Origin of the sequence: Micromonospora sp. NPDC005205, from assembly GCF_040608275.1 — a bacterium.
Classification (GTDB): Bacteria; Actinomycetota; Actinomycetes; order Mycobacteriales; family Micromonosporaceae; genus Micromonospora.
In genome coordinates this window covers 44,820-63,013 of sequence record NZ_JBEXHV010000008.1, presented here as the reverse complement: position 1 = coordinate 63,013, position 18,194 = coordinate 44,820, and the positions used below count along the sequence as shown (strand labels likewise).

15 protein-coding genes are annotated in these 18,194 nt (G+C 72.1%); 9 read left to right on the top strand and 6 right to left on the bottom strand.

Translation table 11 applies throughout. From position 1 onward, the window contains the following. The first annotated feature begins 1 nt into the window (after nt 1). Complete coding sequence (locus tag ABZU43_RS16605) at nt 2-757, top strand: hypothetical protein (protein WP_355007383.1); 756 nt, start codon at nt 2-4, stop codon at nt 755-757. Nucleotides 758-807: 50 nt separating this feature from the next. After that, nucleotides 808-3,012, top strand: a complete 2,205-nt coding sequence (locus ABZU43_RS16600) for a hypothetical protein (RefSeq protein ID WP_355007382.1) — start codon at nt 808-810, stop codon at nt 3,010-3,012. Between the two features lie 7 nt (nt 3,013-3,019). Here ABZU43_RS16600 and ABZU43_RS16595 read toward each other — a convergent pair whose 3' ends face one another. From ABZU43_RS16595 to ABZU43_RS16570, 6 genes are read right to left on the bottom strand one after another with little or no spacing between them, the layout of a single operon-like run. Then, nucleotides 3,020-3,865 carry a PmoA family protein gene (locus ABZU43_RS16595; protein ID WP_355007381.1) on the bottom strand — a complete coding sequence of 282 codons (846 nt, stop codon included), beginning with the start codon at nt 3,863-3,865 and terminating at the stop codon, nt 3,020-3,022. Further along, nucleotides 3,862-4,482 (bottom strand): hypothetical protein, encoded by a 621-nt coding sequence (locus ABZU43_RS16590; RefSeq protein ID WP_355007380.1) that lies wholly within the window; start codon nt 4,480-4,482, stop codon nt 3,862-3,864. Before ABZU43_RS16590 ends, ABZU43_RS16595 begins: the two co-directional genes overlap by 4 nt. A gap of 4 nt (nt 4,483-4,486) precedes the next feature. Further along, nucleotides 4,487-5,374, bottom strand: coding sequence for a carbohydrate ABC transporter permease (locus tag ABZU43_RS16585; RefSeq protein WP_355007379.1), 888 nt, complete (start codon nt 5,372-5,374; stop codon nt 4,487-4,489). Beyond that, nucleotides 5,374-6,357, bottom strand: coding sequence for a sugar ABC transporter permease (locus tag ABZU43_RS16580; protein ID WP_355007378.1), 984 nt, complete (start codon nt 6,355-6,357; stop codon nt 5,374-5,376). Before ABZU43_RS16580 ends, ABZU43_RS16585 begins: the two co-directional genes overlap by 1 nt. 31 nt (nt 6,358-6,388) lie before the next feature. After that, the gene (locus ABZU43_RS16575) at nt 6,389-7,738 is read right to left on the bottom strand and encodes an extracellular solute-binding protein (protein WP_355007377.1); all 1,350 of its coding nucleotides are present in this window, start codon (nt 7,736-7,738) and stop codon (nt 6,389-6,391) included. A gap of 19 nt (nt 7,739-7,757) precedes the next feature. Then, complete coding sequence (locus ABZU43_RS16570) at nt 7,758-8,888, bottom strand: LacI family DNA-binding transcriptional regulator (protein ID WP_355007376.1); 1,131 nt, start codon at nt 8,886-8,888, stop codon at nt 7,758-7,760. Nucleotides 8,889-9,125: 237 nt separating this feature from the next. Between ABZU43_RS16570 and ABZU43_RS16565 the strand changes: the two genes are divergently transcribed. From ABZU43_RS16565 to ABZU43_RS16535, 7 genes are all read left to right on the top strand, one after another. After that, complete coding sequence (locus tag ABZU43_RS16565; RefSeq protein WP_355007375.1) at nt 9,126-10,454, top strand: Gfo/Idh/MocA family oxidoreductase; 1,329 nt, start codon at nt 9,126-9,128, stop codon at nt 10,452-10,454. Nucleotides 10,455-10,479: 25 nt separating this feature from the next. After that, nucleotides 10,480-11,913: a glucuronate isomerase gene (gene uxaC, locus ABZU43_RS16560; RefSeq protein ID WP_355007374.1), complete on the top strand. Its 1,434-nt coding sequence runs from the start codon at nt 10,480-10,482 to the stop codon at nt 11,911-11,913. After that, a complete protein-coding gene (locus tag ABZU43_RS16555; RefSeq protein ID WP_355007373.1) occupies nt 11,910-13,214 on the top strand; it encodes an enolase C-terminal domain-like protein in 1,305 nt (434 codons plus the stop codon). The genes uxaC and ABZU43_RS16555 overlap by 4 nt, the downstream gene beginning before the upstream one ends. Further along, nucleotides 13,205-14,698 carry a mannitol dehydrogenase family protein gene (locus ABZU43_RS16550; RefSeq protein WP_355007372.1) on the top strand — a complete coding sequence of 498 codons (1,494 nt, stop codon included), beginning with the start codon at nt 13,205-13,207 and terminating at the stop codon, nt 14,696-14,698. Before ABZU43_RS16555 ends, ABZU43_RS16550 begins: the two co-directional genes overlap by 10 nt. Beyond that, nucleotides 14,688-15,902, top strand: a complete 1,215-nt coding sequence (locus ABZU43_RS16545) for a Gfo/Idh/MocA family oxidoreductase (protein WP_355007371.1) — start codon at nt 14,688-14,690, stop codon at nt 15,900-15,902. The genes ABZU43_RS16550 and ABZU43_RS16545 overlap by 11 nt, the downstream gene beginning before the upstream one ends. Before the next feature lie 35 nt (nt 15,903-15,937). Further along, nucleotides 15,938-17,293 carry a pectate lyase gene (locus ABZU43_RS16540; protein WP_355007370.1) on the top strand — a complete coding sequence of 452 codons (1,356 nt, stop codon included), beginning with the start codon at nt 15,938-15,940 and terminating at the stop codon, nt 17,291-17,293. Nucleotides 17,294-17,375: 82 nt separating this feature from the next. Then, a complete protein-coding gene (locus ABZU43_RS16535) occupies nt 17,376-18,101 on the top strand; it encodes an HD domain-containing protein (RefSeq protein WP_091398550.1) in 726 nt (241 codons plus the stop codon). The last annotated feature ends 93 nt before the right edge of the window (nt 18,102-18,194 follow it).

Here is an 18,194-nt window from a genome sequence, read left to right as displayed (position 1 = left end):
CGTGGGTGACCTGCGCAAGCCGTTCCTGCTGATGGCCATGCTCGCCATCGTCCTGGCGATCGGGGTGGAGCTCGGCGCTGGGCTGCTGCTCGGCGGCGCCGACGCCGGCGCGGCCCTCGCCGACAGCGCCGGCGCGCTGGACGTGGAGATCGACGACGTGTCCGGGGTCAGCGAACCGTCCGGTCGGGGCACCGGCTACCTGGCGCTGATCGACGCGGTGGCGGTCTGGAGCACCGGGCTGTTCTGCCTGGGGCTGCTGCTGCCCGAGCGCGTCCAGGGTCGGGTGCAGGGCGTCGCCAGCCTGATCTTCTCGATCATCCTGATCATCGTCGGGTTGGTCGCGCTGGTCGTCGCGTTCGTCGAGCTGATGATCATGGTGTCGCTGTTCCTGGCCGTCCCGTTCGGCACCCTGGCCTACCTGGCGCTGTGGGGTTTCTTCCCGGTCGGTGAGGCGGCGGTGCTGCTCGGGCTGGTGCTGCTGCTCAAACTGGTGTGGGCCGGGATGCTGGTGCTGGCCCAACCGCGTTTCCTGCAGAACAAGGGCCTCGTCCTGCTGATCCTCACCACCCTGCTGTGCACCGTCGTGCTGGAGTTCCTGCACAACCTGGTGCCGGTGATCCTGGTCAGCATCGTCGACGACGTGGCGGCGCTGGTCTTCGCGATCATCGCGATCATCTGGGGCCTGGTGCTGTTGATCGGCTCCATCCCGGCGATCGTCAAGGCCATCCGGGTAACGGCCGCCCTTCCGAGCCGTTGACCTTTGCGGTATCGGCAGCGCCTGGGTGAATTGTCTGTGACCCTGACGGCGTGGACGAGACGCCGGGGCGCGACGCCGTGGAGCTGCGCGTGCACGGCATCTCCGGCGTCACCGCCGAGCGGATCCTCGACCACCCGATCGTGACCCGGGTCGCCGGGAACACGCATGCGGGCTTCTTCCGGCCCCGGCCTGGCAGCGGCACCGCCGGCGGGGCCACCGACGGGGTTGCCGTCGAGGCATACCGCTGGGGTTCGCTGACCGCCGGCGCGGCGGTACGGACGGCCTCGATGTTGCTGCTGCTGCCCTTCATGTTGAGCAACCTGGCGATCTGGCTCCGGCCGGCGGGGCACGACAGGTGGGGGCTGCTCGGCCTGCTGTGCCGGGTGCTCGCCGGCACCCTCACGGCCACGTTCGTGCTGGCGGCGGTGGGCGTCACCCTCGACCTGGTCGGCTGGCAGTGCGTGCCGTACCCCGGGTGCCGGGCCAGCCGCCCCTACCTGGCCTGGCTGCACACCGTCCCGGCCGGGCCCCGGCTGGCCCTGCTGTCGCTCGTTCCCCTGCTGGCGCTGTGGGTCGTCTGGGCCATCGGCACCCGGTCGGCGCGGGCCTTCGAGGGGTTCGGCCCGTTGGCGGCGCAACCCCGCTCCGACGACCGGGACCAGAGCCTCACCGACGCCGGTTTCTGGCAGGACGCGCACGTCACCGGTTGGCTACGGCAGGTCCATGTGGTGCTCGGCATCGGGACGCTGAACGTCGCCCTGCTGGCCGGCGTCGCACCGGGCGGGATCGGTCACGTCGTGCTGTTCGTGATCGCCGTCGGCCTGCTCGGGGCGAGCGTGGTGCTCCTCGCCCTGCCCGTGCCGACCAGCCCGGTGCGGGCCCGACGGATCCTGCGACCCCTGTGGGCGACCACAGTGGTGGCGACCGTGTTGTGCCTCGGCTCGGCCACGCTGGCGGACGCGACACCGTCCGGCTCGGGCAAACTGCCCGGGTACGAGGGCGCCGCCGCCGGGGTGGTCGCCACGCAGGGTGTCCTGCTCGTCGTGCTCACCGTCGTCACGTACACCCGCCAGCGTGCCGCCCGCGGCGACGAGCGCCCCGTCCTGCGCGGGCTGGGCACCCCGGTCATGGCTGCGGCGGCGGTGAGCATCGGCGCCGCCTTCACCGCGACTCTGGTCTACCGCGTCGCCGACGCCCTCGACCACGGCGACATCCCCGACCCGATCCGGCCCAACCCGCCGATCGTCGGCCCGCTGGACCCGCCGGTGGCCTACTGGTGGGCAGCGCTCGCCGGGCTCGCCGCGCTGCTGATCGGGGCGGCGGTGACCTCCGTGACCCTCCTGCTGAGTCGGCGACGGCGACGGCGGTTGGCGGCACGGATCATCGAACGGGACTACCCCGACGTGCCGGCGGCGGACGCGCACCGGCTGCGCGTGGTCCGGGAGACCATCGCCCGGTCCCGGGTCACCGAGGAGCTCGGCCCGGTGCTGCTCGCGTTCCTGTTGATCGCGTCGCTCGGGCTGACCACCGTCGCCTTCGACGTGATCGGGATCGGTCCCACCCAGCTCGCGGACCGGCTGGGCGGGGACGGCCGCGCAGCCGTCGTGCTCGCCTACGTCACCGACGCCGGTGTCTGGGTGATCAGCCTGCTGGTGATCTGCCTGCTGATCCTCGGGTTCCGCGCGTACCGGTCGGCGCAGACCCGGCGGGTGGTGGCGGTGCTGTGGGACCTGGGCACCTTCTGGCCCCGGACGGTCCACCCGTTCGCGCCGCCCTGCTACGCCGCCCGCGCCGTCCCGGAGCTGGCGAAACGGGTCACCGGGCTCACCGCGCGGGGCCCGGTGGTCATCTCCGGGCACAGCCACGGCTCGGTGCTCGCCGCCGCCACCATCCTGCACCTACCGCCGGCCGTGCTGACCCGGGTGTCGCTGTTGACCTACGGGTCACCGCTGCGGCGCACCTACGCGCGGCTCTACCCCGCGTACTTCGGACCGCGGACGCTGCACGACCTGGGTGGGCGGATCGGGTGGCGGTGGCGCAACCTGTGGCGGGACACCGACCCGATCGGCGGGCCGATCTTCCCGCCGGGCTCGCCCGGAACACCGCCGGACGTCGACGTCCGACTGCGTGATCCCCGCAGCCTGACCATCGACCCGGCGGACACCGTGCCGCCGCCGATCGAAGGACACTGGCCGTACCACACCCAGGCCGCGTACCAGGTCGCGATCCGTGAGCTGATCGACCGTTCCGGCTGATCCGCACTCACGGCGTCAGCGCGACGAGGGCCGTCACCGCGTCCCGGTCGAGGGTCCCGTCGGCCACCCACACCAGGTACCGGCCGTGCCGGCTCCCACCGGCCGGCACCACCGCCGGACGGTCGAACGCGAACGCCACACAGACCCCCGGATACATCCCGGTCCGCACGAACCACCTGTCGTCGCGGCCGAGCCCCGAGAAGACCAGGGTGTACGCCCCGCCGCCCGACCGGGCGCCGGTCAGCGCGAGCCACGGCGCCGCGCTGCCGTTGACCGTCTCCTCCCCGACCGCGTCGGCGGTGAACACCGCCGGTTCACCGTCGGCGGCGGCCCGCCAGAAGAACCCGCCGTAGCCGGCCCCACCCGGGCGGCCGTTGGTGGCCGGACTGCCCAGCCGGATCTCCCGGTCGTCCGGGGCGACGAGGACGGACTCCACGTCGAGGCGCCAGGCGTCCGGTGTGACCACCGACGCGGCGAGCCACCTCCGCTCGGTCAGCAGCACCCCGCCGGTCCGGTCGCGCCACTGGAGATCGTGCGCGTACCGGCCCGGGGACCGTTCGACCTCACCGGTGTGCGCGATGACGCCGTGGTCGTCGCGCCAGGTGTAGCCGACGTCGCGGACGTAGGTGCGCCCGCCCCAGAGGTTGCTGCCGTCGACGTCCTGAACCGCGAGGGACGCGCCGAGGTGCCACACGTGGTCGGCGGGGAGCGCGTCGGTGACCACCGTTCCGCCGAGCGTGCGCACCGGGTGCAGGTACGGCCGGGGACCGTGTCGCGCGTCCAGCGCCGGGTCGAGCACGTACTCGGCCACCTCCGTGGCCCCGACCGTCAGCCGCACCGGCTCCCCGCTCACGGCAGCTCCCCAGGGCCGGCGACGGCGACGGAGACCGGCCGGCGATTGGCGACGGCGTGCAGGGCTGCCACCGTGTAGCCGGCGAGGATCGGCACCGCGACCGGGGTGACCAGGACGGTGAGCAGCCCGGCGAGTGTGACGACCCCGGTGAGCGCCGCCCAGCGGATGGGCGCGTCGAGGCAGGCGCGCGCGGCGGAGCGGGCTGAGGCCCGCCACCGCACGCCCCCGTTACCACCCACCTCGACGACGACCAGCCCGGCGTACCCGGCCAGGCCGGCCGCGACCAGCGCCGTCACCAGCAGCGCAGCCGGGCCGCCGGGCACCCGGCCGGTGGCCAGCGCCGCCAGGTCGGCGGCGAGCAGCGCGGTGGCGGCGAGCGCCAGCAGGCTGACCGGCACACCGGGCAGCACCGCGCGGCCGAACCGGCGCACTGTCGTGCGTGCCGAGGGCCAACTGCCGGTACGCGTCCAGTCGTGCACCGCCGCGCTGGCCGTGCCCGCCGCCGCGGCGGCGGTGAGCAGGGGGACCGCCGCGAGGGTCAGCAGGATGCCCAGCAGGGCCAGGTCCGCGGCGTCGCGGGCGACGTCGCGCCAGTCCCGCCGCCCGCCGGTGTCCACCGGTTCAGCCCTTGATGCCACTGGTGTTGATCCCCTCGACGAGCATCCGCTGGAACGCGACGAAGAACAGGAAGACCGGCAACAGCGACAGCACCGACATGGCGAACATCGGGCCGACCGCGCTCTGGCTGGTCGAGTCGATGAACAGGGTCAGCGCGACCGGGACGGTGTAGTCCTCCAGTTGGGACAGAAAGACCAGTTGGCGGAAGAAGTCGTTCCAGGTCCAGATGAACGAGAAGATCGCCGTGGTGACCAGCGCCGGGCGGCTCAGCGGCAGGATGATGTGCCGGAAGATGCCGAACGGGCCGGCGCCGTCGATGCGGGCCGCCTCGTCCAGCTCCCGGGGTACGCCCCGCATGAACTGCACCATGAGGAAGACGAAGAACGCCTCGGTGGCCAGGAACTGCGGGATGAGCAGCGGCAGGTACGGCCAGTCACCGCCGACCAGCCCCAACGTCCGGAACAGGATGTACTGCGGCACGATCAGCACGTGCTGCGGCAGCAGCAGCGTGCCGATCATGACGGCGAACCACATGCCGCGCAGCCGGAACCGCAGCCGGGCGAAGGCGTACGCGGCCAGCAGGCAGGAGAGGCCGTTGCCGACGACGGTGAGCAGGCTGACCATGGCGCTGTTGAGGAAGAACCGGCCGAAGCTGACGTCGAAGTTGGACCACCCGGCGGTGTAGTTGCCCGGGGTGAACCGTTCGGGCAGCAGCCCGACGTTGTTGACGATCTCCTCCTGCGACTTCAGCGAGGTGCCCACCATCCAGATCAGCGGGTAGAGCACCACGGCGACGATCGCCACCAGGATCAGCAGTCGCAGCACGGGCCGTCCGCCGGGGCGTCGGCGCACGTTAGGCGGCGCTGCGGTCGTCGGGGTCACCGCCACCATCACCGGTCCTCCCCGTCGGAGTAGTGCACCCAGAACCGTCCGGTGCTGAAGAAGATCGCGGTGATGACCGCGATGGCGAGCAGGAACACCCAGGCCATCGCCGAGGCGTAGCCCATGTTGAGGTCGGTGAAGCCGGTGATGTAGAGGTTCAGCGTGTACATCAGGGTGGAGTCGACCGGCCCGCCGGTGCCGTTGCTGAGCACGAACGCGGCGGTGAAGCCCTGGAAGCCGTTGATGGTCTCCAGCACCAGGTTGAAGAAGATGACCGGGGAGAGCATCGGCAGGGTGACGTTGCGGAACTGGCGGAACCGGCCGGCCCCGTCGACGGACGCGGCCTCGTACAGCTCGGTGGGCACCTGCTTGAGCCCGGCCAGGAAGATCACCATCGGTGCGCCGAACTGCCAGATGGCCAGCACCATCAGTGTTTCGAGGGCCCAGTCGGGGTCGTTGACCCACGGTTTGCCGGTGATGCCGAAGAGACTGAGCAGCGAGTTGAACGCGCCGTCGCGGTTGAACATGTTGACCCAGACGATGGCCAGCGCGACGCTGCCGCCGAGCAGGGACGGCAGGTAGAACAGCCCGCGGAACAACCCGACGCCGCGCCAGGCGCGGTTGAGCAGCAACGCCACGCCGAGCGCCGCGGCCAGCTTCAGCGGTACGGCGATCAGCGCGAAGGTCAGCGTGACCCGCACCGCGTGCCAGTACGACGGGTCGGCGGTGAACATCCGCTCGTAGTTGGCCAACCCCACCCACTCCACCTCGGAGAAGGGGGTGAGGATGTCGTAGTTGGTGAAGCTCAGGTAGAGCGACAGCAGCATGGGGATCGCCGTGACACCCATCAGGCCGATGAGCCACGGCGACAGGAAGACGTACCCCGCCAGACCTTCGCTGTGCCGGAAGCGTCCGGGCCCACGCCTGTCAGCATGGGCCCGGTCGGGTCCGGGGCCGCGTCGGGTCGGGTCGGGTGCCGTGGTCAACGCCACGAACAGCTCCTCTCCTCGCCTGTTCGGGCGGTCAGGCGATGGCGGACTTGCACGCCTCGATGAACTGGGCGGCGGCCTCGGCGGGGGTGGCCCGGCCGTACTGCGCGTTCTCGGCGGCCTTGATCAGCTCGGACTTCACCTTGCTGTGGCCCTTGATCGGCACCTGCGGTGACTTGCCGAACTTCTGGGTCAGCTCCGCCTCGACGGCGATGGACTGCTTCATGGCCGGGTCGGTGGTGTCGTCGCTGACCACCCGGCGCAGGTCCAGGTTGGACGGCAGACCACGGTCGGTGCCGAGCAGCTTGACCGCTTCGACGTCGTTGTTCAGGAAATTGATCACGTCGACGGCGACGTCCTTGTTCTTGCTGCCCTTGAACACCGACCAGTACATCGAGGCACGGGCCCACTGCGCGCTCGGGTCACCGGGGTAGGCGATCACGCCCAGTTCGTCCTTGGTGTTCTTCTTCAGGTCCGGCATCTGGTTGGCCCAGACCCAGGAGGTCGCCGACTTGCCGGTGACAACCAGTTGCTTGGTGACGTCGCTGGAGTTGCCCTCGTGGATGACGTCGGCGCTCGGGGTGGCCTTGCGGTCCCGGGCGCCCTTCCACAGGTCGAACCACTTGGTCACGTCCTCGGCCGTGAAGCCCAGCTCCTTGCCCTGGTAGAGGTCCTTGCCCTGTTGGCGCAGCCAGACCCAGAACGCCTTGTAGTCGGCGCTCGGGTCCTGGGTGCCGGGCACCTTGGTCTTCGCGGTGACCTGCTCGGCCCAGGCGATGTGCTGCTCCCAGCTCATCCCGGTGGTCGGCTCGGGCAGGTTGTTCTTGGTCAGCAGCGTCTTGTTGTAGACCAGGCCCTGGGTGTTCTCCCCGGCGGCCAGCCCGGCGAGCTTGCCGTCGACGACGCCGTACTGCCAGAGGCTCTCGGGGAACTTGGAGGTGTCCAGCTTCCCGGACTCCTGGTACGAGGTCAGGTCAAGCGTGGTGTTGCGGGCCGCGTACTCGGCGAGGTAGTTGTCGTCAATCTGGAACAGGTCCGGCGGGTTGCCGCCGGCGGTGAGGGTGGCCAGCTTGTCGAAGTAGCCCTGGTTGGCCTGCCAGGTCTTCTCGAAGGTCACGTTCGGGTGCTTCTTGGTGTAGAGCGCCAGCGCGTCCTCGGTCAGCTTGGCCCGGGCGTCGCCGCCCCACCAGAAGATCGAGAGCTTCACCGGCGCGTTCGGGTCGGCGGCGTCGCCGCCGTCGTCTCCGCAGGCGGCAGCGCCGAACATCAGCGGTGCGGCGACCGTCACGGCGAGCAGGCCACGCAGCAGGTGCCGCCGGGGCAGCGGGGTACGGTGGGCGCGCCCGACGGACGCGTCAGTGGTGGGGGGCGTTGCGGGGTGCATGTGCGCTCACTCCTCGGCATTAGGAGGCGACGGCGTCACCGGTGGTCGCAGTCGGGATGCCCGGGTCCGCAGGGCAATGCGGGCCCGGGCCACGTGGTGCGGCCAGGGGACGTGCCGGTCGGGCGTACGGGCCCGGACCGGTCGAGTCGCGGATGACCAGGTCGGTCTGGAGCATTACCTGTGCGGTGGTACGACGGACGCCGAGCGCCGTGCCGGCACCGGACCCCCGCGCACCGCGCGGTGACTCGATGTCCTGTTGCAGCAGCATGTCGACGGCCGTCCGGCCGGCGGCCCCGGTGGGTGTGGCCACCGTCGTCAGTTTGGGGCGGGTCAGCCGGCTCAGGGTGATGTCGTCGACCCCGACGACGCTCACCTCCTGCGGCACCCGGACCCCGAGCGCGTCCAGCCCCTCGATCAGGCCGATCGCCATCAGGTCGTTGTAGGCGAGCACTGCCGACACGCCGCTGCGTCGCACCTGCTCGGCGACGGCGGAGCCGCCGACCTCGGTGGGCGCGTTGGGGCCGAGCATGGTCAGCTCCGCGCCACCGGCTCGGGCGGCCGCGCTGGCGGCACGGCGCATCTCCCGGTTGGTCCACGAGCTGCGCGGTCCACCGAGCAGCGCGATGCTGCGGTGCCCCAGGCCGACCAGGTGCTCGATCGCCGACCGGGCGCCCTGCCCGACGTCCATCAGCACGCAGGGCAGGCCGGTCACCTGGCGGTTCACCACGACCAGTGGCACCTCGCGGCTGAGCTGCTCGATCAGGCTGTTGCTCATCCGGGGGCTGCACAGCAGCACCCCGTCCACCTGCTTGGCCAGCGCGTGGACCAGCTCTTCCTCGGCGGTCGGGTCCTCGTTGGTGTCGGCCACGAAGACGTGGTAGTCGCGGTGCCGGGCCTGGCTCTCCGCCGCCTTGATCAGCGGCGGGAAGAACGGGTTCGCGATGTCCGCGATGATCAGCCCGATGTTGTGCGTCCGCCCGGTGATCAGGGCCCGGGCGGCGCGGTTGGGCCGATAGCCCAGGTCCTCCGCGCAGGCCAGCACCCGGACCCGGGTCTCCGGGTTGACCAGGTGGGGAGCGGAGAAGGTGCGGGACACGGTGGAGATGTGCACACCGGACGCTCGGGCGACGTCCCGGATGGTGACTGGCACGGCGGCCCCTTCGTCCGATGTGGTGGCGGTCACGCAGGTGTGGCCCATTAATGCAAACGGTTGCGCCAGTGTCAACGGTCAATGATTACGGCTTCGTTGCACCCACACTCCCCTTGGTCACCTGCAACCCCTCAAACGCCGACAAATGACACCGATCACGCCGTCTTCGTTGACGTGAACGCATCGATCGTGATTACTTCACTGCAAACCTTTGCAGCACTCACGGGAGGCGACCGCATGTCACCGAGAGCCGCCGGACGGGTCCGGTACGCCGTCGTGGGCACCGGGGCGCGGGCCGAGATGTTCGTCCGGGCGCTGGTGCTCGACCACGCCGACACCACCGAGCTGGTCGCCTTCGCCGACGTGAACCAGGCCCGGATGGACGCGCACAACCGCTGGCTGGGCGAGCTGGGTCAACGCCAGGTGCCCACGTACCCGGCCGGTGACTTCGCCACGATGCTGGACAAGGAACGCGTCGACGTCGTCCTGGTCACCAGCGTGGACGTCACCCACGACGAGTACGTGGTGGCAGCGCTGCGCGCCGGCCGGGAGGTCGTCACCGAGAAGCCGATGACAGTGGACGCGGCCCGCTGCCGGCGGATCCTGGACACTGTCACCGAGACCGGCGGGCGAGTGACAGTCGCCTTCAACTACCGCTACAACCCGCTGCACGAACAGGTTCGCCGGCTGCTCGCCGAGGGCGCGGTCGGCGAGATCGGCTCGGTGCACTTCGAGTGGCTGCTCGACGTCCGCCACGGCGCCGACTACTTCCGCCGATGGCACCGCGACAAGGCCACCTCCGGCGGGCTGATGGTGCACAAGGCCAGTCACCACTTCGACCTGGTCAACTGGTGGCTGGCCGCCACGCCCGTCGAGGTGTACGCGGCCGGCCGACTCTTCTTCTACGGCGAGGACGGTCGCCGGCACGGGTACGCCCGCGACTACGACCGGGCGCACGGCTCCCCCGCCGCCGCCGACGACCCGTTCGCCCTGCGGCTGGACGCGCATCCCCGGCTGCGCGAGCTGTACCTCGACGCCGAGGCCGAGGACGGCTACCAGCGCGACCGCAACGTCTTCGCGCCCGGGGTGAGCATCGAGGACGACATGGCGGTGCTGGCCCGCTACTCCACCGGCGCCACCATGACCTACCACCTCACCGCGTACGCGCCCTGGGAGGGCTACCGGGTGATGGTCAACGGCAGCCGGGGCCGACTGGAGCTGAACGTGGCCGAGAACGACTACGTCGACCGGGGCACCGCCGGCGCGGTCAAGGGCGCCGCGCTGCACGGTGCCGAGGCGCCGGCCGAGGGCGGTGGTGCGACGCTTACCCTGCGCCCGTTCTGGGCCCCGCCCCGGCAGATCCCGGTGGAGGGCCGCAGCCGGCACGGGCACGGCGGCGCGGACGCCCGGATGACCGGGGTGCTCCTCGGCGGTCAACCCGACCCGTTGGGCCGCGCCGCGACCGCCGACGACGGCGCGTTGGCCCTGCTCACCGGCCTGGCCGCCAACCGATCCTTCGAGACCGGCCAACCCGTCCGCGTCGCCGACCTGCTCACCCCCCGCTGACACAGGAGACGAGGAGCCCCACTCCGTGCCCACGTTCGACCACACCGACCTGCTCCTGCCGCCCGAGCCGGGCCAGCGCGCGCTGGCCCGGGAGCTGTACGCCCTGGCGGCGGAGCAACCCATCATCTCGCCGCACGGGCACGTCGACCCGGCCCTGCTCGCCGAGGACCGACCCTTCCCGGACCCGGCGCAGCTGCTCATCGTGCCCGATCACTACCTGACCCGGATGCTGCTCAGTCAGGGCGTACCCCCGGCGGATCTGGGGGTGCCCACCCGCGACGGCAGCCCGGTGGAGACCGACGGCCGGGTGATCTGGCGACGCTTCGCCGCGCACTGGCACCTGTTCCGGGGCACCCCGTCGCGACTGTGGCTGGAGCAGACCTTCCGCACCGTCTTCGGGGTGCACACCCCGCTCCGCCCGGGCACCGCCGACGCCATCTACGACGAGATCGCGGCCCGGCTCGCCGAGCCGGACTTCCGACCCCGGGCGCTGTTCGAGCGGTTCAACATCGAGGTCCTCGCGACCACCGAGTCGCCGCTGGACGACCTCGCGCAGCACGCCAAACTCGCCGCCGACGGGTGGGGCGGGCCGGGCGGGCGGGTGGTCACCACGTTCCGCCCGGACGACGTGGTGGACATGGAGTTCGAGGGCTGGTCGACCAACGTGGACCGTCTCGGCGACCGGGCCGGCGAGGACACCGGCACCTACGCCGGCTACCTGGCGGCGTTGCGGGCCCGACGCGCCGCGTTCATCGCCGCCGGCGCCACCTCCGCCGACCACGGCCACCCCACCGCGCGCACCCTGGATCTGACCCCGGCCGAGGCCGAGCGGCTCTACGACCGGGGCCGGCGCGGCGAGGCCGACGCCGCTGACGCGGAGGCGTTCCGGGCGCACATGCTCGTGGAGTTCGCCCGGATGTCGCTCGACGACGGCCTGGTCATGCAGCTGCACCCCGGCGCGGTGCGCAACCACAACCGGTGGCTGCACGCCCGGCACGGCCGCGACGTCGGCGGCGACATCCCGCAGGCCACCGAGTACGTGCGCGCGCTCGCCCCGCTGCTGGAGCGCTACGGCAACGACCCCCGGCTGCGGCTGGTGCTCTACACCCTCGACGAGGACACCTTCACCCGCGAGCTGGCGCCCCTCGCGGGCGGGTACGCCGCGCTGCTGCTCGGCGCGCCCTGGTGGTTCCTGGACTCCCCGGAGGTGCTGCGCCGGTTCCGGGAGGCGGTGACCGAGAGCGCCGGCTTCTACAACACCACCGGGTTCGTCGACGACACCCGGGCGTTTTGTTCCATCCCGGTACGCCACGACGTGGCCCGCCGGGTGGACGCCGGCTTCCTGGCCCGGCTCGTCGCCGAGCACCGGCTGCCCATGGACGAGGCCGCGGAGACCATCGTCGACCTGGCGTACCGGCTGCCCAAGCGGGTCTTCAACTTCGGAAGGGCTGACCAGTGACCGTCACCATCACCTCCGTCGAGGTGCACGACGTGCGGTTCCCCACCGCCGCCCGGGGCGACGGCTCCGACGCGATCAACCGGGGCGACTACTCGGCGACGTACGTGGAGCTGGGCACCGACGCCGGCCCGAGCGGCGCCGGGTTCACCTTCACCAACGGCCGGGGCAACGAGATCACCTGCGCGGCGGTGCGTGCCCTGGCCCACCACGTCCAGGGGCGCACCATCGAGGAGATCACTGCCGAGCCGGTGGCGTTCTGGCGCTCGCTGAGCGCCGACGTGCAGCTGCGCTGGCTGGGCCCGGAGAAGGGCGTCATCCACATGGCGACCGGCGCGCTGGTCAACGCGGTGTGGGATCTGCGGGCAACCCTGGCCGGCAAGCCGATGTGGCGCTTCCTCGCCGACCTGCCCACGGACGAGCTCGTGGCCAGCGTCGACTTCAAGCACATCACCGACGCGCTCACCCCGGACGAGGCCGCGGCCATCCTCGACAAGGGACGCGACGGGCTGACCGACCGGCTGGCCACCCTCGAACGTGACGGCTTCCCGTCGTACACCACATCGGTCGGTTGGCTCGGCTACCCCGACGACAAGGTGCGGGCGCTGACCCGGCAGGCGTACGCCGACGGCTGGCGGGCGATGAAGATGAAGGTCGGCGGCCCGCTCGCCGACGACCTGCGGCGGGCCCGGATCATCCGGGAGGAGATCGGCCCGGACGCGCTGTTGATGATGGACGCCAACCAGGTCTGGGACGTCGACGAGGCGATCACCGCGATGGCGGCGCTGGCCGAGGTGGACCCGTACTGGATCGAGGAGCCCACCCACGCCGACGACATCCTCGGGCACGCCCGGATCGCCCGCGCGGTGGGCGAGTTGACCAGCGGTCGTTGCCGGGTGGCCACCGGTGAGGTGGCCGCCAACCGGGTGATCTTCAAGCAGCTGCTCCAGGCCGAGGCGATCGGGGTGATGCAGGTCGACGCCGCCCGGGTCGGCGGCGTCAACGAGGTCCTGGCCGAGCTGCTGCTGGCGGCGAAGTTCGGCGTGCCGGTCTGCCCGCACGCCGGCGGCGTGGGCCTCTGCGAGTACGTCCAGCACCTGGCGATCTTCGACTACCTGCGGGTGGGCGCCGGTCTGGACGGTCGGATGATCGAGTACGTCGATCATCTGCACGAGCACTTCGTCGATCCGGTGCGGACCCGCGGTGGCCGATACCTGCTGCCCGAACGGCCCGGTTACAGCGCCACCATGAAACCCGCGTCGATCGCCGAGTTCCGCTTCCCGGACGGCCCGGCATGGCGGTGACCGTCGGGGCCTCCCGGCTCGGCCTGGGCATGCTGCGCCGGCTGCCCGCCGAGGCCCGCCCGCTGATCCGGCCGGGTACCGTGCCGACCGGCGTCGTACACCTGGGGTTGGGCGCGTTCCACCGGGCCCACCAGGCCGTGTTCACCGAGGCGGCGGTCGGCGCGGCCGGGGGTGACTGGGGCATCGTGGCCGTCGCGCCGCGCAGCACGGCGGTGGTCGAGGCGATCGCCGCGCAGGACAACCTGTTCAGCGTCAGCGCCCTCTCCGCCGCCGGCAGCTCCACCCGGGTGGTGGGTGCACTGAGCGGGGTCCGGCACGCGCCCAGCGACCCGGACGCCGTGGTGGCGTTGCTCGCCGACCCGGCGGTCCGCGTGGTGACCCTGACCGTCACCGAGAAGGCGTACCACCTCGACCCGGTGACCGGCCGGCTGTCCCCGGACTCGGCGCTCGCCGCGGACCTGGCCGGCGGCCGAGCGCCGACCACGGTGCCGGGGCTGCTGCTGCGCGGGCTGGCCGCCCGGGCCGCCGCGGACGCCGGGCCGGTGGCTCTGGTGAGCTGCGACAACCTGCCGGCCAACGGTCGTCGACTGCGCGGCATGCTCGACCAGGCGGTCGGCCGGGCCGGCGGGGTGCCCGCCGGGCTCGTCGAGTGGGTGGCCGGCAACGTCACCTGCCCGGGCACCATGGTGGACCGGATCGTGCCGGCCAGCACCCCGGAGACGATCGAGGCGGCCCGGCGGGCGCTCGGCGTGACCGACCTGGCCGCCGTGGCCGCCGAGCCGTACGCGCAGTGGGTGATCGAGGACGACTTCCCCGGTGGTCGGCCCGGCTGGGAGTTCGCCGGGGCGGTGCTCACCGACGACGCCGGCCCGTGGGAGCGGTTGAAGCTGCGCGCCCTCAACGGGGTGCACTCCGCCATCGCCTACCTCGGAGCGTTGGCCGGTCGGGAGACGATCGCCGACGCGCTGGAGATCCCGCACCTGCGTGACGTGCTGCGCCGGCTGATCGCCGAGGACGTGGCGGCCAGCTTCACCCCGCCGGACGGGGTGCGGGTGGTCGACTACGGCGAGCAGGCCCTCGCCCGTTTCGGTAATCCGGCAATCCACCACCGCACCCTCCAGGTGGCTATCGACGGCTCGCAGAAGCTGCCGCAGCGCGTCCTGCACACCATCGCCGACCTGCGCGCGACCGGTCGGTCCGCGCGCTGGGGCGCGCTGGTCGTGGCGTCCTGGTTGCGCTTCGCGCTGGGGTACGCCGACGACGGCCGGCCGTTGCCGTTCCAGGACCCACTGGCGGGGCCGATCCGGGCCGCCCTGGACGCCGGGTCGCAGAGCCCGGCGGGCGCTGTCGACGCGGTCTTCGCGCTGCGCGACGTCATCCCGGTCGAGGTGGCCGAGGACGACGAGGTCCGCGCCGATGTGATCGCCTGGCTGACCGCGTTGGAGCGGCACGGCGTCGAGGCCACCCTGGCCGGTGCGCGGTGAGCGGGTCCGTCCGGGCCGGTCGGCGGTGAGCGGGGCCACCCCGCCGCCCCGGGTGGCGGTGATCGGGGCGAACGGGCACGGTCGCTGGCACCGGCGGGTCATCGCGCCCCTGCACGCCGCCGGTCGGTTGCGGTTGGTCGCCCTGGTCGACGTCCGACCGGTGGAGGACGACCCGGCCGCCCCGGTGCCGCCGGGGGTGGCGGTGTTCACCGACCACCGGACGATGCTCGCCGCCACCCGACCGGAGGTGGTGGTGATCTGCACGCCTCCGCACACCCATCTGGCGATCGCCCGCGACGCCCTGGCCACCGGCGCGGATCTGCTGCTGGAGAAGCCGCCGGTGCTGTCGCTGGCCGAGCACGAGGAGCTGACCTGGGCCCTCACCGCGGCCGGTCGGGTGGCCCAGGTCGGCTTCCAGGCGCTCGGCTCGGCGGCCCTCACCGCGCTGACCGACGCGCTGGCCGCCGGCCGGCTGGGCACTGTCACCGGCATCTCCACCATCGCCGCGTGGCTTCGGCCGGACGCCTACTACGCCCGCTCCCCCTGGGCCGGTCGACGGACGTTGGACGGCCGGCCGGTGCTGGACGGCGCGCTCGTCAACCCGCTCGCGCACGCGGTGATGCAGTGCCTGGCGATCGCCGAGGCGCTCGCCGGAGCGACGCCGTGGCCGGTCGCGATCGAGGTGGAACGCTATCGGGTCCGGCCGATCGAGGTGGAGGACACCGCCGTGTTGCGGGTCCGGTTCCGCGCCGGGCCGCCGGTGCTGGTGGCGGTGACCCTGGCTGCCGAGGAGTTCGTGGCGGGCGAGGTGGTGGTGACCGGTACGACGGGGCAGGCGGTGCTGGAGTACCCGACCGACCGGCTGCGCCTGCCCGGGGACGTGGTGACCCGCCGGGTGCCGGGGCGACTGGGGCTGCTGGAGAACCTGCTCGCCCACCGGGTCGATCCGTCGGGGGTGCCACTGATCGCGCCGCTGGCCCGTACCGCGCCGTTCACCGCGCTGCTGGACGCGTTGCGGCCCGCGCCGGAGCCCCGGCTGCTCGACGGCGAGTTGGTGACCACCCTCGGCGAGGGCGGGGAGCGGGTCCGCCACCTGCGGGGCGTCGTCGACGTGTTGCGCCGGGCGGCTGAGCGGGGGGCGCTGCCGAGCGAGCTGGGGGTGCCGTGGGCGTCTGGCGCGTACCGCGCCGAGCTGGCCGGATAGACGAAACCTCCACCACCGACGAACGGAGAGTGTCGATGCGCAGAGTCCTCGGCGGCGCCACGGTTGTCGCCCTTCTTCTCGGCGCCGCCCCGGCCGCCGCCGCTGCCCGTCCGGACGTCCCGCCCGCCGACCGGCTCTCCTGGTTGGCCGACCGCCTCGGCCGGCAGACACTGCCCGAGCGCGATGGTTGGGCGGCCGACGGCCCCGGCACCACCGGCGGCTCGGCGGCCACTCCCGAGCGGACCCGGGTGGTCCACAGCCGCGCGGAACTGGTCGCCGCGCTGGGCGGCGACAACGCCGGCAACGCCGCCGACGCCACCCCGAAGCTCATCTACGTCGACGGTGCGATCGACGGCTTCGAGGGGCCCGACGGCACGCCGCTGAGCTGCGCCGACCTGGCCGACCCCGGATACCGGTTGGACGCCTACCTGGCCGCGTACGACCCGGCGGTGTGGGGACGGGTGCCACCGAGCGGGCCGCTGGAGGAGGCTCGGGTGCGTTCGGTGACCAACCAGACCCGGCAGACCCAGATCAACGTCGGGCCGAACACCACCATCGTCGGCCTGCGCGGCGCTCGACTGACCGGCCTCACCCTCATGATCGACCGGGCGTCGAACGTCATCGTCCGCAACCTGACCCTCGTCGACGCCCGGGACTGCTTCCCCGCCTGGTCGCCGACCGACGGCGACGCCGGCAACTGGAACAGCCAGTACGACCAGATCTCGGTACGCCGCAGCGAGAACGTCTGGGTCGACCACAACACCTTCACCGACGGCGACAACCCGGACAGCGCCCAGCCGGTCCACTTCGGTCGGCCGTACCAGGTGCACGACGGGTCGCTGGACGTCACGCACACCGCCAGCCTGGTCACCGCCTCCTGGAACCGCTTCACCGGTCGGGACAAGCTGCTGTTGATCGGCTCGTCCAACACGGTCGGGCCGGACGTGGGCCGGCTGAAGGTCACAGTGCACCACAACCTCTTCGACGGCGTCCTGCAACGGCTGCCCCGGGTGCGTTTCGGTCAGGTCGACGTCTACAACAACCACTACCGGCTCGGTGGGGACGACTTCCAGTACGCGCTCGGCATCGGTGTCCAGTCGGCGATCTACGCGCAGAACAACTTCTTCACTGTGGACGCGGCGGTCGACCCGGCGGACCTGCTCTACGACTGGGGCGGCACCGCGGTGACCGAGCGTGGATCCTGGGTCCGTCAGGGCGGCGGCGCGGCCCGACCGGTCGACCTGCTGGCGGCGTACAACGCGACACATGACCCCGACCTGGCCGCGGACGCGGGCTGGACGCCCACCCTGCGCCGCGACCCCGTGCTGCCAGCGCCGCTGGTCCCCCTCCTGGTGGGCCCGCTCGCCGGCGCCGATCGGCTGCCGATCTGACGGCTCGGCGCGCCCGCGACTCGCGGTCGGGTCGGCGACGTACGGGCTCATCGATCTGGTGAAGATCGGCTATAAGTGACGCATGGACTTCCCGCCGCACCTGGGCAGCATGCCAATGCACGCGATCACCGAGATCCACGGCGAACCGGGCCTGCTGGAACGTTTCCGGTTGGAGGTTCAGCAGTTCGACGACGCCGCCCGGGCGCGGTTGACCGCCGCGCTCGACCTCGCCGCCGAGCTGCACCGCGACGATCGACGGGTCCGCGAGCCGTACCTGAACCACCTGCTGCGGGTGGCGATCCGGCTGATGCACCACTACCAGGTGCGGGACGTGGACGTGATCGTCGCCGGTCTGCTGCACGACGCGGTGGAGGACCATCCGGTCGAGCTGGCCGATGGCGACCCGGGCACCGACCCGACCGGGGCCGCGCTGGCCGCGCTCGCCGCGCGGTTCGGGCCACGGGTGGCCACCCTGGTCGCCGCGGTCACCAATCCGGTGTACGACCCCGAGCGGGACCGCAACGCGCAGTACCGGGAGCATCTGGCGGTCAGCCTGGACCGGGAGCCCTGGGCCCGGGTGATCAAGGTGTCGGACTTCACCGACAACGGGGTGGGCGTGATCCACACGGTCGGGCCGAAGGTGATCTCGTCGGCTCGGAAGTACCGACCGCTGGTGCCGCTGTTCCGGGACCTGATCGGCCGGCCGGACACCCCGTTGTCGCCAGCGGTGAAGCGGCACATCTTCGGCCAGCTGGACCTTGCCGAGGAGCGGTTCAGCGCCATCCTGGACCAGCCCGCCCCGAACTGACCCGTCCCCGGATCACCCGACCGGGTTCCGTGACAAGTTCTCAGATCTACCCCGAAGCCTCGGGCATTACGGTTGGTTTGCGCCAGATGAGAG

Bases quoted from the DNA above. Each gene is read 5' to 3' on its own strand.
- ABZU43_RS16585 (WP_355007379.1), bottom strand. From the start codon at position 5,374: ATGGTGGCGGTGACCCCGACGACCGCAGCGCCGCCTAACGTGCGCCGA.
- ABZU43_RS16575 (WP_355007377.1), bottom strand. From the start codon at position 7,738: ATGCACCCCGCAACGCCCCCCACCACTGACGCGTCCGTCGGGCGCGCC.
- ABZU43_RS16565 (WP_355007375.1), top strand. From the start codon at position 9,126: ATGTCACCGAGAGCCGCCGGACGGGTCCGGTACGCCGTCGTGGGCACC.
- ABZU43_RS16550 (WP_355007372.1), top strand. From the start codon at position 13,205: ATGGCGGTGACCGTCGGGGCCTCCCGGCTCGGCCTGGGCATGCTGCGC.
- ABZU43_RS16540 (WP_355007370.1), top strand. From the start codon at position 15,938: ATGCGCAGAGTCCTCGGCGGCGCCACGGTTGTCGCCCTTCTTCTCGGC.
- ABZU43_RS16535 (WP_091398550.1), top strand. From the start codon at position 17,376: ATGGACTTCCCGCCGCACCTGGGCAGCATGCCAATGCACGCGATCACC.